Source organism: Flavobacterium sp. (assembly GCF_044341265.1).
In the GTDB taxonomy this organism is placed as follows: Bacteria; Bacteroidota; Bacteroidia; order Flavobacteriales; family Flavobacteriaceae; genus Flavobacterium.
Genome location: NZ_JBIISA010000024.1, coordinates 17,444 through 30,429, shown reverse-complemented (window position 1 = coordinate 30,429; position 12,986 = coordinate 17,444). Strand labels below are relative to the sequence as shown.

Annotated in this window: 16 protein-coding genes; 11 read left to right on the top strand and 5 right to left on the bottom strand. The window is 32.3% G+C overall.

Annotation, left to right across the window (positions count from 1 at the left end):
• Positions 1-21: 21 nt before the first annotated feature.
• The 8 genes from ACIQ06_RS11720 to ACIQ06_RS11685 all read left to right on the top strand — a co-directional run bounded on the left by ACIQ06_RS11720 (position 22) and on the right by ACIQ06_RS11685 (position 4,525).
• A complete protein-coding gene (locus ACIQ06_RS11720) occupies positions 22-633 on the top strand; it encodes a fumarylacetoacetate hydrolase family protein (protein WP_396146526.1) in 612 nt (203 codons plus the stop codon).
• Positions 633-977, top strand: coding sequence for an Hpt domain-containing protein (locus tag ACIQ06_RS11715; protein WP_396146524.1), 345 nt, complete (start codon positions 633-635; stop codon positions 975-977). Before ACIQ06_RS11720 ends, ACIQ06_RS11715 begins: the two co-directional genes overlap by 1 nt.
• A gap of 277 nt (positions 978-1,254) precedes the next feature.
• Positions 1,255-2,505 carry a CinA family nicotinamide mononucleotide deamidase-related protein gene (locus ACIQ06_RS11710; RefSeq protein ID WP_396146522.1) on the top strand — a complete coding sequence of 417 codons (1,251 nt, stop codon included), beginning with the start codon at positions 1,255-1,257 and terminating at the stop codon, positions 2,503-2,505.
• 74 nt (positions 2,506-2,579) lie between these two features.
• Positions 2,580-2,816: a 50S ribosomal protein L28 gene (gene rpmB / locus ACIQ06_RS11705; RefSeq protein ID WP_035126302.1), complete on the top strand. Its 237-nt coding sequence runs from the start codon at positions 2,580-2,582 to the stop codon at positions 2,814-2,816.
• Between the two features lie 27 nt (positions 2,817-2,843).
• A complete protein-coding gene (gene rpmG, locus ACIQ06_RS11700) occupies positions 2,844-3,026 on the top strand; it encodes a 50S ribosomal protein L33 (protein ID WP_035126304.1) in 183 nt (60 codons plus the stop codon).
• Positions 3,027-3,070: 44 nt separating this feature from the next.
• Positions 3,071-3,223 (top strand): DUF4295 domain-containing protein, encoded by a 153-nt coding sequence (locus ACIQ06_RS11695; RefSeq protein ID WP_298303242.1) that lies wholly within the window; start codon positions 3,071-3,073, stop codon positions 3,221-3,223.
• Between the two features lie 133 nt (positions 3,224-3,356).
• Positions 3,357-4,310: a signal recognition particle-docking protein FtsY gene (ftsY, locus tag ACIQ06_RS11690; protein ID WP_298303240.1), complete on the top strand. Its 954-nt coding sequence runs from the start codon at positions 3,357-3,359 to the stop codon at positions 4,308-4,310.
• Positions 4,311-4,336: 26 nt separating this feature from the next.
• The gene (locus ACIQ06_RS11685; protein ID WP_396146519.1) at positions 4,337-4,525 is read left to right on the top strand and encodes a hypothetical protein; all 189 of its coding nucleotides are present in this window, start codon (positions 4,337-4,339) and stop codon (positions 4,523-4,525) included.
• Positions 4,526-4,537: 12 nt separating this feature from the next.
• On the opposite strand, the gene ACIQ06_RS11680 is transcribed toward ACIQ06_RS11685, so the two are convergent.
• On the bottom strand, positions 4,538-5,617 hold the full coding sequence (locus ACIQ06_RS11680) for a serine hydrolase domain-containing protein (protein ID WP_396146517.1): 1,080 nt from the start codon (positions 5,615-5,617) through the stop codon (positions 4,538-4,540).
• A gap of 104 nt (positions 5,618-5,721) precedes the next feature.
• Here ACIQ06_RS11680 and ACIQ06_RS11675 point away from each other — a divergent pair, with 104 nt between their 5' ends.
• Together ACIQ06_RS11675 and ACIQ06_RS11670 are read left to right on the top strand one after the other, a co-directional pair.
• Positions 5,722-6,141: a lipocalin family protein gene (locus ACIQ06_RS11675; protein ID WP_396146515.1), complete on the top strand. Its 420-nt coding sequence runs from the start codon at positions 5,722-5,724 to the stop codon at positions 6,139-6,141.
• 7 nt (positions 6,142-6,148) lie between these two features.
• Positions 6,149-6,445, top strand: a complete 297-nt coding sequence (locus ACIQ06_RS11670; RefSeq protein WP_345093747.1) for a DUF721 domain-containing protein — start codon at positions 6,149-6,151, stop codon at positions 6,443-6,445.
• A gap of 53 nt (positions 6,446-6,498) precedes the next feature.
• On the opposite strand, the gene aceA is transcribed toward ACIQ06_RS11670, so the two are convergent.
• Together aceA and aceB are read right to left on the bottom strand one after the other, a co-directional pair.
• Positions 6,499-7,776: an isocitrate lyase gene (gene aceA, locus ACIQ06_RS11665; RefSeq protein WP_396146512.1), complete on the bottom strand. Its 1,278-nt coding sequence runs from the start codon at positions 7,774-7,776 to the stop codon at positions 6,499-6,501.
• A gap of 75 nt (positions 7,777-7,851) precedes the next feature.
• Positions 7,852-9,435: a malate synthase A gene (gene aceB / locus ACIQ06_RS11660; RefSeq protein ID WP_396146510.1), complete on the bottom strand. Its 1,584-nt coding sequence runs from the start codon at positions 9,433-9,435 to the stop codon at positions 7,852-7,854.
• Positions 9,436-9,689: 254 nt separating this feature from the next.
• Between aceB and ACIQ06_RS11655 the strand changes: the two genes are divergently transcribed.
• Positions 9,690-11,171 carry a helix-turn-helix domain-containing protein gene (locus ACIQ06_RS11655; RefSeq protein ID WP_396146572.1) on the top strand — a complete coding sequence of 494 codons (1,482 nt, stop codon included), beginning with the start codon at positions 9,690-9,692 and terminating at the stop codon, positions 11,169-11,171.
• 83 nt (positions 11,172-11,254) lie between these two features.
• On the opposite strand, the gene ACIQ06_RS11650 is transcribed toward ACIQ06_RS11655, so the two are convergent.
• A complete protein-coding gene (locus ACIQ06_RS11650) occupies positions 11,255-11,674 on the bottom strand; it encodes a nucleoside-diphosphate kinase (RefSeq protein WP_008253880.1) in 420 nt (139 codons plus the stop codon).
• A 119-nt stretch (positions 11,675-11,793) separates the two neighbouring features.
• Positions 11,794-12,984: a T9SS type A sorting domain-containing protein gene (locus ACIQ06_RS11645; RefSeq protein ID WP_396146508.1), complete on the bottom strand. Its 1,191-nt coding sequence runs from the start codon at positions 12,982-12,984 to the stop codon at positions 11,794-11,796.
• Between the last annotated feature and the right edge of the window lie 2 nt (positions 12,985-12,986).

Sequence of the window (12,986 nt, the reverse complement as noted above, 5' to 3'; positions counted from 1 at the left end):
TACAAATTGTTACTACTACTTATGAAAATAATTTGCATCGGAAGAAATTACGTTAAACACATCGAGGAACTTCAAAATGAACGTCCTGATGAACCTGTAGTTTTTTTAAAACCGGATTCTGCAATTTTGTTAAAACAACATCCTTTTGTAATTCCAGAGTTTAGTGATGATGTGCACCATGAAGTTGAAGTTTTGGTTAAAATAAATAAAGTCGGAAAATATATAGATGCAAAATTTGCTCACAATTATTACGATGAAATCGGATTAGGAATCGATTTTACAGCAAGAGATTTGCAAGCTAAGCTTAAAGAAAAAGGTTTGCCTTGGGAAAAATCTAAAGCTTTTGACGGTTCAGCGGTAATTGGTGAATTTTATCCGAAAAATGAGTTTATTTCATTAGAAAATATTAACTTTGAGTTACATAGCAATGGAAATGTAGTTCAGAAAGGGAATTCGAGTCACATGATTTGGAGAATTGATGAACTTATTTCACATGTTTCTCAATTTTTTACATTAAAAAAAGGTGATATTATATTTACAGGAACTCCAGAAGGAGTAAGTGCTGTAAAAGCAAACGATATATTAGAAGGATTCATAGAAAATAAAAAATCATTTAGAATACAAGTTAAATAATGGCAATAAATTATAACCTCTCAAAAGTTTACGCTCTTTCGGATAATGATCCGGAATTTGTAATGCAAATTATCTCACTTTTTGTAACCGAAGTGCCTCAAGATTTGAAGCAAATAGAGCAAGGTATTAAAGATAAAGATCACAAGCAAGCTTATGCTTATGCACACAAGATTAAGCCAACTCTAGACTTATTAGGGATGACAATGGCTTATGAAGAAATACTTCAAGTTGAAGCTTGGACAAGAGCAGAAGGCAAGAGAAAAGAAATTGAAGCTACTTTTGATAGCATTCAAGATCAAGTTGATAAAGCAATAAAAGAAATCAAAAAAGATTTCGAAATATAATAGTAAGAAGCGAATGGCTTGGGATTTATCTGCAAGCCATTTTCCAGCTTTCCGCAGTATCTTTTATTTTGTTGCCTTCGAGAACATTTCTTTAATCACAACTCAAAGTTTTAGGCAACAAAATAAAAGGATACATACTCCAATCTGGGCTAAAAAAGTGATTCATTTTTTTATTTGTACTATCTTTGCTAATCAAATCAATAATCGAAATCAATATTTTTTTGATATGATCGAAGTAACTGCATTAGACAGTTGAAAAACAAATACTAAACTTCAAATGAAAGCAGCCATAGTTACCATAGGTGACGAAATCCTAATAGGACAAATCATTGATACCAATTCCGGATACATCGCAAAAGCATTAGATAAAATTGGAGTTCAAACCCACGAACTACTATCAATAAGTGATGATAAGCAACACATTTTAGACACTTTTAAGTCGCTACAAAACAAAGTCGATTTTGTTGTTATAACTGGAGGATTAGGTCCAACTAAAGACGATATTACAAAACATACATTCTGCGAATACTTCAACGATACATTAGTTATAAATAAAGAAGTTGAATCGCATGTTATCGAATTGATTGAATCAGTAATGAAGCGTCCGGCATCACAGATGAACAAAGATCAAGCACTTGTTCCATCAAAATGCGAGGTTCTTTTCAATAAAGTCGGAACTGCACCAGGTATGTGGATGAAAAAAGAAAATACAGTCTTTATTTCGCTTCCAGGCGTTCCTTACGAAATGAAATATATTGTCGAAAACGAAATCATTCCTAAAATAGTAAAAGAGTACAAACGACCTTACATTTTACACAAAACAATAATGACCTATGGACAAGGTGAAAGTCTTGTGGCTGAACGAATTGAGCATTGGGAAAACAATTTGCCAGATTTTGTAAAATTAGCTTATTTACCTGCTCCTGGAAGAGTTCGTTTGCGTTTAACAGCTCGTGGAACTGAGAAAGAAATTCTCGAAAAAGCAATAGATAATAATGTAACATCGTTGGCTAAAATAATTGGAGATATTATTGTCGGATTTGATGAAGATGAAACTATTGAAGTCGTTTTAGGAAGATTATTAACGCAACAAAACAAAACAATAGCAACAGCCGAAAGTTGTACTGGAGGAAAAATTGCACAAGTTTTGACATCAGTTTCAGGTGCTTCAAATTATTTTAGAGGAAGCGTAGTTTCTTATGCAACAGATACAAAAGTTTCAGTTTTAGGAGTTTCCGAGGAAACAATAAATAAATATACAGTTGTTAGTGCTCAAGTTGCAAAAGAAATGGCGCTTGGAATTCAAAAATTAATGAAAACAGATTACGCAATTGCTACAACTGGCAATGCTGGACCATCAAAAGGTGATGCTGATGCAGAGGTTGGAACCGTTTTTTTAGCTTTAGCTACACCAAGTGAAGTAATAGTAGAAGAATTTAATTTTGGTCAACCACTTGAGAAAGTGATAGATAGAGCAGTAAATAAAGCATTTGAAATGTTACAAAAAGAAATTTTAAAAAATCTCTAATATTTTTTTGTGTATAAGGTTTCTTTTTTGTTTCTTTGCACCCTCGATTTGAATAACGATAAAAGATAAGCATAATGTCAAGAGTTTGTGACCTTACAGGTAAAAGAGCGATGGTAGGAAATAATGTTTCTCACGCAATGAACAAAACTAAGAGAAAATTTTCTGTAAACTTAGTTAAAAAACGTTTCTATCTTGCTGAAGAAGACAGATGGGTTACTTTAAGAGTAGCTGCTTCTACAATTAAAACAATCAATAAAAATGGATTAGCTGCTGTGTTAAAAACAGCTAAAGCTAATGGTTTTATTAAATAATTCCATATCCAATAAAAATAAAGCAAGATGGCAAAGAAAGGTAATAGAATCCAAGTAATTTTAGAGTGTACTGAGCACAAAGGAACAGGTCTTCCTGGAACTTCACGTTACATTACAAACAAAAACAAAAAAAATACTCCAGACAGATTAGAGATTAAAAAATTTAATCCAATCTTAAAGAGAATGACTGTTCATAAAGAAATTAAATAATTAGAAATTTCACATTTGTTGAATTTCAAATACACATTTTAATCATGGCAAAGAAAACCGTTGCAACGTTACAAACAGCTTCTAAGAGATTAACAAAAGCTATCAAAATGGTAAAATCTCCTAAAACAGGTGCTTATACTTTTGTTGAAAGCATTATGACTCCAGAAGAAGTGGATGCTTTCTTATCAAAGAAATAATTCCTAATTAAATATATATCAAAGCTACTTTCGTATGGAAGTAGCTTTTTTATTTTTATATTTGTCTCTAATTTTATTGATAAGGACTAAAATCTTTTCTAGCATCCTTATTTTTAATACATAAATTGAAGAAATGAGTTTTTTTAAAAGAATATTTTCATCCGAAAAAAAAGAAACACTAGATAAAGGTTTAGAAAAAACTAAAACAACGTTTTTTTCTAAATTAACGAAAGCTATTGCAGGTAAATCTAAAGTTGATGATGAGGTTTTAGATAACCTTGAAGAGATTTTGGTTTCATCAGATGTTGGTGTTGAAACAACATTAAAAATCATAAAAAGAATTGAAACAAGAGTTTCAAATGATAAATATCTTGGAACAGAAGAGTTAAATCAAATCCTTCGTGAAGAAATAGCTTCTTTATTGTCTGAAACTAAATCTGGAGAAGAATCAGAATTTAAAATTCCAGCCAATAAAAAACCCTACGTAATTATGGTTGTAGGAGTTAATGGAGTAGGAAAAACTACAACTATAGGTAAGTTGGCGTTCCAGTTTAAAAAAGCAGGTTATAAAGTTGTTCTTGGCGCTGCAGATACCTTTCGTGCCGCAGCAATTGACCAATTGCAAATTTGGGCTGATAGAGTAGGAGTTCCGATAGTAAAACAACAAATGGGAAGTGATCCTGCTTCTGTAGCTTTTGATACTTTACAAAGTGCTGTGGCTCAAAATGCCGATGTTGTAATCATTGATACTGCTGGACGTTTGCATAACAAAGTAGGTTTAATGAACGAACTTTCTAAAGTTAAAAAAGTAATGCAGAAAGTGGTTGAAGACACACCTAACGATGTGCTTTTAGTTTTAGATGGTTCTACTGGGCAAAATGCATTTGAACAAGCCAAACAATTTACAGCTGCAACTGAAGTTTCTTGTTTAGCTGTAACAAAACTAGACGGAACTGCAAAAGGTGGTGTTGTTATTGGTATTTCTGATCAATTTCAAATTCCAGTTAAATATATTGGTGTAGGTGAAGGAATTGAAGATTTACAAGTTTTTAATAAATATGAATTTGTAGATAGCTTTTTTAAATAATTGCTTAAAAATCAAATTTTGCAAATATGAATAAAATTGTATCTTTTTTTAAAACATCCTCTCCAATAATTTTGATTTTAATTTGTTTCGGATTAGGAGTTTTAGCAAAACTTATAGAAAAGAAATTCTCAGATATAGCTATGGGCTTACAGCTTATAACTTTTATATTATTTGTTTATGCATTGAAAAGAGTATTTGATAAAATATTTAAATAAAAAATAAGCGCTTTATTGATATAAAGCGCTTATTTTTTGCCAAAGAACATCATCAAAATCAGACAATGCCATACTTACTGTGTCTGCTGCATCTCCCATTCGAATGATTACCATTTTTTTACTTGGTACAACATAAATTTTTTGATCGTCTTTGCCTAGGGCACAATACATATCACTTGGAGCACTCGGAATTATACTTCCATTAAATTGAAATTGTGTTTGTGGCAAACGATAAGAAGATTTTCCATTTAGCCACCACATATATCCGTAGGATTGATTTATGTTTTGTGATGTAGTCGTTGCGCTATTGAAGAAAGCTTCATTAACTACTTGGTTGCCATTCCATTTTCCTTTGTTTAAAGCCATTAGTCCAAAACGTGCCATATTTCTAGTTGTACTTCTGTAAACACTTAATCCATCGCCACTATTCAACCAACTACCACCAGTCATGCCAAGTTTATCTCTAAGTTTTGTGTTGAAGTAGTTGGTCCAAGTTTGTCCACTTTCTTGAGCAATAACATCTTGAAGTTTTACATAAACATTATGGTAAGCCCAACGTGTACCTGCATCTGCAACATACTGAAGATTTGCTGGAGATACATCGTCACCCAAAGTTTCATTCAAACCTGAATTCATAGACAAAAGATTCTTACATGTTATTAAGTTTTCTTTTGCTAATGGAGCGCTTGTCCAACCAGTTCCTAAATAATCAGATACTTTGTTGTTGATGTTGATTAATCCCTCTTGTTCGGCAATTCCTGTGACAGTTGTTGTTAATGTTTTACCTGCACTTGCCCAATACCATGGTGTTGTTGCAGAATGTCCGTTAAAATAATTTTCTAAAACTATTCTTCCATTTACCAATATTATAAATGATTTGGAATGCTTTAATTGTAAATAATCTAATAAAGGTTGAACCGCACTTTGATTCCAACCTAAAGAAGAAATTGACTTTGTTTCCCATGTATTACTTCCATCATTTGGTGGGAAATACATAGTTTCTTCTGTATTGTTAGAGCTATTTGTATCGTCATCGGAACTACAACTGAAAGTTAGTAGTGAAAGCGCTAAAAGTGTAATATATTTTCTCATAATTGGTAGGTTTTCAATTAAGACAATAGATTATCAAAAAGGTTTAATCAAAAATACTTTTTTATTATTTAAAATATGTTGTAATTTTAGGTTTTATTAAAATTATGAAAAATACAATTACACTTTTTCTGTCGTTATTGCTTTTAGTTTCTTGTAATCAGTCTATTACAGATGAAGATATTGCTAAATTAAATGGCTATTGGGAAATAAAAAAGGTTATTTTAAAAGACGGTGAGAAGAAAGATTACAAGATTAACGAAACAATTGATTATTTTCAGTTGAAAGATAAAAAGGGTTTTCGTCAAAAAGTAATGCCACAACTTGATGGGACTTATAAAACCAATAATTTGAAAGAAGAGATTTCAATATCTAATGAAAATGGTAGTTATTTTGTTAATTATTCAACAAGTTATGGTAAGTGGAAAGAGGAAATTATTGAACTTCAAGATTCTGTTTTAGTTCTAAAAAATAAAGATGATTTAGAATATAACTATAAAAGATATAAACCTTTTTCTTTAAAGTAATTTTAAAATGGCAAAAAGAACAAGCAACGAAAGTTCTATATCGGAGGTTTTGCAACAGTTTATTCAAGTTAATAAACTAGAAGCTGGTATGGATAAAATTGATGTAGAACAGGCTTGGAAATCACTTATGGGAAATGGAGTAAATAGTTACACTCAGGAAGTAATCTTGAAAGGAACTACTTTGTATGTCAAATTAACTTCGGCTGTTTTAAGAGAAGAATTGAGTTATGGCAAACAAAAAATCATTGTGATGCTCAACGAAGAACTTCGAAAAGAAATTGTAAAAGATTTAGTTTTAAGATAAAAAAAACGCTCCAGTCGCGACACTGAAGCGTTCAAACAACAAACTTAAATCAATTAAAATTGAGCGGTTTCAGTAGAATCTTTCATGGCTACTGTAGAGTTTAATCCTGCTGTAACGGTATTTTGAACTTCGTCGAAGTAGCTGGTTCCAACAAAATTTTGATGTTTAACAGCTTTAAAACCTTCTTTTTGTAGTGCGAATTCTCTTTCCTGTAATTCAGAATATCCTGCCATACCTCTTTTTTTGTAAGCCAAAGCTAGTTCAAACATAGAAGTATTCAACGCATGGAATCCTGCCAATGTGATAAATTGGAATTTGTATCCCATAGCAGCCAATTCTTCTCTAAATGTTTCCATTTCTGGAACTGATAATTTTGCAGCCCAATTAAATGAAGGTGAACAATTGTACGCCAACATTTTTCCTGGATATTTAGCGTGAATTCCTTCTGCAAATTTTCTAGCGTAGTCTAAATCTGGGTTGGAAGTTTCCATCCAAATTAAATCGGCATACGGAGCATAGGATAGTCCTCTGTCAATTCCTTGTTCTACGCCACAGTTAACGTAAAAAAATCCTTCTGGAGTACGCTCGCCAGTTATGAATTTATGATCTCTTTCGTCAATATCACTTGTAATTAAATTTGCAGCATCCGCATCAGTTCTTGCTACAATTAAACTTGGAACGTTCATTACATCGGCTGCCAAACGAGCAGCAATTAATTTATTGATAGCTTCTTGGGTCGGAACTAAAACTTTTCCTCCCAAGTGACCACATTTTTTTGCTGAAGATAATTGGTCTTCAAAATGTACTCCGGAAGCACCAGCTTCGATCATGCTTTTCATCAATTCGAAAGCATTTAAGTTTCCTCCAAAACCTGCTTCAGCATCGGCTACAATAGGAACTAAATAGTCTTTTTTATCTTCAATTTTATTAACGGTTTGAATTTGATCTGCGCGTAACAAAGCATTGTTGATTTTTTTAACTACAATTGGCACACTGTTCGCAGGATATAATGATTGATCGGGATACATTTCACCAGCAATATTTGCATCAGCTGCGACTTGCCATCCGCTTAAGTAGATTGCTTCCAATCCGGCTTCGACTTCTTGAATAGCTTGATTTCCTGTTAATGCTCCCAATCCGGCAACCCAATCTTGATTGTTTAATTTTTTCCAAAGAATTTCCGAACCACGTCTTGCAATGGAATGTTCTATTTGATATGAACCTTGTAATGTTATTACTTTTTCGGCAGTGTAAGGTCTTTCAATTCCTTTCCATCTTGGGTTAGTTGTCCAATCTGTGATTAATGCTTGAATTCTGTCTTCTGTTTTCATACTTTTGTACTGTTTAGATAGTTATTTATTTAATTATTTATTAGAAACTGTCGAGTGTTACAGCATTCGGCAGTTTTATTTTATAAAATTGTAAGCTTCTAATGTTAGAAAATCATCTAACTTCTCATTGAAAATCATGGTTGAGAATAGTTTGGTTGCTAGTTCAAATTGACCCGAATTGTAGCGTTCTTCTCCAACATATTCTTTTATTTTTACTAATTCTTCAGAAATTAATTTTTCATAGAAAGCTTTAGAGATTACTTCGCCATTGTCTAATTTCGCTTGTTTTTTAAGCCATAACCAAAGTTGTGCTTTAGAAATTTCTGCTGTTGCCGCATCTTCCATTAAGTTGTATAATGCTGCTGCACCAACTCCCATAAGCCATGATTCAAGGTATAAAATCCCTACGTTGATGTTTTTTCTAACACCATTTTCTGTTATTGTTCCTTTTGGAAGTTCGAGTAATTGTGCTTCGGTGATATTTAATTCACTTCTTTTTATATGCATTTGATTTTTTGTTGGCATATTTTCATCAAAAACTTTCATGGCTAAACTTACCAATCCAGGATGAGCAACCCATGTTCCATCATGTCCGTTTTTCACTTCACGTTCTTTGTCGGCTTTTACTTTTTCAAAGGCGATTTTGTTGGCTTCTTCATCGTTTTTTATTGGAATTTGTGCTGCCATTCCGCCTATAGCTAGAATATTTCTTTTGTGGCAAACTTGAATCACTCGTAAAGAATAAGCACTCATAAACGGACTTGTCATGGTAACTTGATCTCTATCGGGAACCATGAAGTTTTCATGATTTTTTAATTTTTTGATGTATGAAAAGATGTAATCCCAACGACCACAGTTTAATCCAGCAATGTGGTTTTTTAATTCATAAATAATTTCATCCAATTGAAAACTTGCCGTTATTGTTTCGATTAAAACGGTTGCCTTTACCGTTCCAATTGGTACTTTGAAATAATTTTGTGAAAATTCAAATACTTCATTCCACCAACACGCTTCGGTGTAATGTTCGATTTTAGGTAAGTACAAATAAATTCCAAGATTTTGTTTCTGAAGTTCTAGTACATTGTGGAAAAAATACAAACCAAAATCAACCAACGAACCAGAGAGATTTTCATCCTTTATTTTTAAGTTTTTTTCTTCTAAATGTAAACCTCTTGGGCGAACAAGTAGCGTTGCAACATCTTTGTTTAGTTTGTAGGTTTTATTATTGAGTTCTAAAGTAATCGTTTTTCTAATGGCGTCAATTAGATTTTGTTGACCTTCTATTAGATTTTCGAACGTTGGTGAACAACTGTCTTCAAAATCTGCCATGAAAATTTTTGCGCCTGAGTTTAGAGCATTGATAACCATTTTTCTGTCCACTGGACCAGTTATTTCTACACGGCGGTCTAATAGTTTTTCTGGAATTGGTGCTGCTGACCAAACCGAATTTCTTATGGATTCGGTTTCTTTTGGAAATTTTGGCAAATCACCTTGGTCAAATAATTCTTGTTGAGTTGCTCTATTTTTTAATAGTTCAATACGTTTTGAATTGAATTGATGATGTAAAGCACTCAAAAAAGTCAAGGCTTCTTCGGTTAAAATGTTTTGATGTTTTGTTGAATTTATAATTTCTACAGTTGTTTTTACTTCGGTTTCCATAAGATGTTGTTTTTTGTTGCTGCAATACTATAAAAAAAATAAATACAAAACAAGCGAACGTTCGCTAAAATGTAAAAATATTTTTTCAGCTGTTGTTTTTATATGAATTATTGTATCTTTGTTGAAGAAATAAGTACACAAATAGTTATTCTAATAGCCCTGACTGGAGCAAGTATCCTTTTTTGTAAAAAAAGATACTGCGGAAGGCAGGAATATGGATTACCAATATAGCCCGAGCCATTCGCTCCTTAATAATTATGATTGAAGAAGAATATATTAGACTGATATTTGGTTTGAAATTGCGACAAATCAGAACCGATAAAAACCTTTCTTTGTTTGGTTTGGCCAAAGTTACGGGACTTTCTAAATCGTATTTGAATGAGATAGAAAAAGGGAAGAAGTATCCGAAAAGAGACAAGATTTTGCTTTTGTCGGAAGCTTTAGATTCGACTTACGACCAGATGGTTTCGTTGAAGTTGGATAAGAATTTGGCTCCGATTGGTGAGATTTTGCAATCCAGAATTTTGAAAGAAATTCCATTAGATATTTTCGGAATTAAGGAAAGTGATTTGATTGATATTATTGCGGAAGCTCCTGTAAAAGTGAATGCTTTTATCAGTACGTTATTTGAAATTGCCAAACATTACAATCTAACTAGGGAAAGCTTTTTTCTTGCGGCTTTACGTTCTTATCAGGAAGCTAATAACAACTATTTTGATGAAATTGAGTTGCAAGTTGAGAAGTTTGCCAAAGCTTATTCATTGGATTTAACCCAAAAGTTGAGCGTTGCTGATTTGGAAGAAATTCTGGTTGATGAGTATGGTTATACGATAAACAACGAAGAGTTGACGGAGCATGAAGAGTTGGTGTATTTACGTTCTGTTTTTGTGCCAAAATCGAAGACTTTGCTGATTTCTAAAAGTGCTGATGTTTCGCAAAGAATGTTTATCTATGCTAAGGAAATTGCTTATAATTATATGGAAATAAGCGATAGATTGTACACTTTTTCATGGATAAAATTTGAAAGTTTTGACCAGGTTTTGAACAACTTTTTTGCGTCTTATTTTGCAGGAGCTTTATTAATTCCGAGGAAAGAATTAGTAAAAGAATTGAAGGTTGTTTTTGAGAAAAAGACTTTTAATCCAACTGATTTTACCGATTTGATTTTGAAGTTTACCGATTCGCCTGAAACCTTTTACCAGCGTTTGACTAATATTTTGTCAAAAGATTTTAATTTGAAGAATTTGTTTTTCTTGCGGTTCAATTACAAACCAGAGCGAAATGATTTTCAGTTGACAAAAGAATTGCACATTACTAATTTATTGGAACCGCATGCTAATGAAAATAATGAGCATTATTGCAGAAGATGGGTTTCTATTAAAACGTTAGGTGAGATTCCGAATTCAGATAAAAACCATCTTTTTGACACTCAAATTTCTAGTTATAATCATACCGATAATGAGTATTTTGTATTGTCATCTGCGACTAAAGATCCTTTTAGAAATGGGTATTACAGAAGTATTGCTTTAGGAATTATGATTTCGACACATTCACAAAGTAAGATTCAGTTTTTGGAAGATGAAACTATTCAAAGAAGAAAAGTTGGTGTGACCTGTGAAACTTGTTCTATTGAGGATTGTCTGGAACGTGTTGCTCCACCAAAAAAGATTGAAAGAAAGCTACGTTTTGAAAAAATTGATAAAGTTGTTCAATCGTTGTTTGAAAAATATAGTTAAAAAAAATCTCGTTTCCATAAAGAAACGAGATTTTGTATTTTGTACAATTTACATTACTGCCAACTGCGACTGAACACTGAATACTAGAATTGCTCTCTTCCAGAAAAATGGAAAGCACCTTCGATAGCAGCATTTTCATCTGAATCTGAACCGTGTACTGCATTTTCTCCGATTGAAGTAGCATATTTTTTACGGATTGTTCCTTCAGCAGCATCAGCTGGGTTAGTAGCACCGATTAAAGTTCTGAAATCTTCTACAGCATTTTCTTTTTCTAAAATTGCAGCAACGATTGGACCTCTTGTCATGAATTCAACTAACTCACCGAAGAATGGTCTTGCAGCGTGAACAGCATAAAATGCTTGAGCATCAGCAATAGTTAATTGAGTTAATTTCAAAGAAACGATTTTGAAACCACCTTCTGTAATCATGTTTAAAATCCCACCGATGTGTCCGTTTTCAACAGCATCAGGCTTAATCATTGTAAATGTTCTATTTGTAGCCATTTTTATTTTAATTTATTTGTTTTTTTGTTTCAATTCGGGTGCAAAAGTAGTGTTTCTATATTGAAAAAAAAAATCCACAAGTAATTGATTGAGGATTTATTAAGGCAAATTTATTATTTCTAATTTTTTATAAGTTTTATAGTCTGAATTGAATTTCCTGACGAAATTTTTGCAAAGTAAATTCCACTATTGAATTGTGTTGTGTCAATAGTTATATTTTCAGATTTAATATTTGAATTAAAAATAATTTTTCCTAAAACATCTAAAATTTCAATTGATTTAATTATTTCTTTTGAAGAAAAATTCCAGTCTTTATTGGTTGGATTTGGATAAATAGTTAAATTCTTTAAGTTGAAATTAGTATTGGATAACATTTGCATAAATGTATAATTCCCGGTCGATTTATCAAAAGTTATAGAATATGTTCCTGCAGTTACTGGAATATTTAATCCATTTTGAGTCCCAGTTCCAGAGGGAAATGCTGCTGAACCCCAATTTGATGTCCAAAGATTATCTTTTCTAAATTTTACTTCTCCATTATTTAGAACTAAATCAGAGATGTAATAGTTAAAACCATCTGTTGTAATTAAGTCGGTATCTGCAACATTAAATCCATTTAAAGCAGTACCAAGAATTCCAATACTCGGATAAGTAAAACTATAATTTCCATTTAATCTATTAAATGTAACAAACCATTCACCTCCAGAAATGAAAAGTGAAGGACCATTTGCAACTGCTGTTCCAGAAGGAAATATAGTACTGCCCCAAGTAAATGCAGAATCATTATCTTGTCTAAAGTAGGCATTACCGCTTGAAAAGTAAAAGCCTGATAAAGTGTAATTAATTCCATCAGTTGTATTCATATCAACATCTGGCGCTGTATATCCTAATTGAGAGTTAACCGCTGGACCCCAAATTCCAATACTTGGGAATGTAGTTCCTATAAAGGTATAAGTTGCATTTGTTCTATTAAATGTGATTGTATAAATACCAGCTTGAATAGGAATATTATTGGTTCCATTTAAAATTCCAGTACCAGAAGGAAAATTTGTTCCTCCCCAATTTGTGGCCCAATCATAATCTTGACGAAATTTTAATTCACCATTTGATAAAGTGTAATCTGTTAAGGTATACGTTATTCCATCAGTTGTTGCCATGACTATATCAGTTCCCCAACCCGAACTTGCTGTTCCAATAATACTAATTGTTGGATAAGTTGTAGATTCATTTTCAAGAATTCCAACTGTAGGTGAATAGTTTGCGTAAGAAATTCCAAAAAACAATAGAAATAGGAGTAATGTTTTTTTCATTT

What these genes read in the sequence shown, in the direction of transcription:
- ACIQ06_RS11720 (WP_396146526.1), top strand. Translation starts at nt 22, where the DNA reads ATGAAAATAATTTGCATCGGAAGAAATTACGTTAAACACATCGAGGAA.
- ACIQ06_RS11715 (WP_396146524.1), top strand. Translation starts at nt 633, where the DNA reads ATGGCAATAAATTATAACCTCTCAAAAGTTTACGCTCTTTCGGATAAT.
- ACIQ06_RS11710 (WP_396146522.1), top strand. Translation starts at nt 1,255, where the DNA reads ATGAAAGCAGCCATAGTTACCATAGGTGACGAAATCCTAATAGGACAA.
- rpmB (WP_035126302.1), top strand. Translation starts at nt 2,580, where the DNA reads ATGTCAAGAGTTTGTGACCTTACAGGTAAAAGAGCGATGGTAGGAAAT.
- rpmG (WP_035126304.1), top strand. Translation starts at nt 2,844, where the DNA reads ATGGCAAAGAAAGGTAATAGAATCCAAGTAATTTTAGAGTGTACTGAG.
- ACIQ06_RS11695 (WP_298303242.1), top strand. Translation starts at nt 3,071, where the DNA reads ATGGCAAAGAAAACCGTTGCAACGTTACAAACAGCTTCTAAGAGATTA.
- ftsY (WP_298303240.1), top strand. Translation starts at nt 3,357, where the DNA reads ATGAGTTTTTTTAAAAGAATATTTTCATCCGAAAAAAAAGAAACACTA.
- ACIQ06_RS11685 (WP_396146519.1), top strand. Translation starts at nt 4,337, where the DNA reads ATGAATAAAATTGTATCTTTTTTTAAAACATCCTCTCCAATAATTTTG.
- ACIQ06_RS11680 (WP_396146517.1), bottom strand. Translation starts at nt 5,617, where the DNA reads ATGAGAAAATATATTACACTTTTAGCGCTTTCACTACTAACTTTCAGT.
- ACIQ06_RS11675 (WP_396146515.1), top strand. Translation starts at nt 5,722, where the DNA reads ATGAAAAATACAATTACACTTTTTCTGTCGTTATTGCTTTTAGTTTCT.
- ACIQ06_RS11670 (WP_345093747.1), top strand. Translation starts at nt 6,149, where the DNA reads ATGGCAAAAAGAACAAGCAACGAAAGTTCTATATCGGAGGTTTTGCAA.
- aceA (WP_396146512.1), bottom strand. Translation starts at nt 7,776, where the DNA reads ATGAAAACAGAAGACAGAATTCAAGCATTAATCACAGATTGGACAACT.
- aceB (WP_396146510.1), bottom strand. Translation starts at nt 9,435, where the DNA reads ATGGAAACCGAAGTAAAAACAACTGTAGAAATTATAAATTCAACAAAA.
- ACIQ06_RS11650 (WP_008253880.1), bottom strand. Translation starts at nt 11,674, where the DNA reads ATGGCTACAAATAGAACATTTACAATGATTAAGCCTGATGCTGTTGAA.
- ACIQ06_RS11645 (WP_396146508.1), bottom strand. Translation starts at nt 12,984, where the DNA reads ATGAAAAAAACATTACTCCTATTTCTATTGTTTTTTGGAATTTCTTAC.